At 58.1% G+C, this 1,141-nt stretch carries 1 protein-coding gene; it reads right to left on the reverse strand.

The window, feature by feature from the left end:
• A partial coding sequence (locus DJ75_RS12845; protein ID WP_094524850.1) for a TATA-box-binding protein occupies window positions 1–402 on the reverse strand: 402 nt, incomplete at its 3' end.
• Window positions 403–1,141: the final 739 nt, after the last annotated feature.

Raw genomic sequence — 1,141 nt, forward strand, 5'->3', positions numbered from 1 at the left:
CTGCTCCGGCTCGTACTCGACGTCCTCTAGGCCGAGCCCAATCGCCAGCGCGTTGAGATTGAGGTTGTGACCGAGGTCGGCGCTTGACACGATGTTCTGCACCGTTATTTCGGGATCCTCTTCAACGGGGATCTGGAGTCCGCGAAGCTTCTCGAAGATGATCCCGAGCGCTTCGTGGACGTCATCGATGCTCTTTGCGCCCGTGCACACTATCTTCCCCGACCGGAAAATGAGTGCGGCCGCCTTCGGCTCTTGAGTCCGGTAGACGAGGCCGGGGAAGTTGTCCGGGTTAAAATCGGCGCCCGGGAGGTCCTCTGCGAGCGCTTCCAAGTCGAGCTCTTGGCCGATACCGGTCGATGCAACGACGTTCTGGATCTCGATCGAATCAGCAGGGTTCGTCATCGTTCGCTTTTATATGCGTCCCCCTCCCTTATAAACGCCCGTGGTATAAACAACCGCTCGCTCGCGGTGTGTTCCTCACTACTTTCCTTTTTATCCGCGGGGCCCGGGCGGTTCAACCCTGTCCTGACGATTACAGCTGCGTGTTACTGCTACTGTGCTGCTGTGTTACTACTCCTTTCGTTGTTCGCGCACGCACGTGACTAGCAATCAGTTCGAGACGAGCAGTATCTCTCCACCGAGAGCGGACTATCGCCGTCGAAGTTCACTTTACTTTTTCCCGGTCGGAGCGCTCGTTCATCCGTGGTCGAAACGGCGTCTCGAACCCCACGCTCACGAAGCGACCTCAACGGGATCCGTCGCTGAATCTCCCCCGCGGCCTCGCTTCAGTCAGTGACAGAAAACAAATAATTTCTCGCAAATCAGTTCCTGCAGTTCGACCGAACCACCTCTCCTCGACGGGCTCCGGATGTCTTCAGTTCGCGATCCGTCGTGGCAACCTCTCTCAATGAAACCGCATGACGTGGCGGCGATGGTTCGACGGGTTTAAGTACAAGCCGGGGTTCATGTTGAATGCGAAGGTCCCCCGGCGTGGGGGACAACGGCCGGCCGCACCGCGGCCGGTCAAAGCGTTCCGACGTGCTTAAGTGTATAAGCCCGTTCGGTTGAAACGCAAAGAACGCACCGCGGATTCGGGCCGTTCAATTCGGCCCGGTTTCGCAGAGTCGGTTCGACCGACTCA

Origin of the sequence: Halorubrum sp. Eb13, from assembly GCF_002252895.1 — an archaeon.
Classification (GTDB): domain Archaea; phylum Halobacteriota; class Halobacteria; order Halobacteriales; family Haloferacaceae; genus Halorubrum.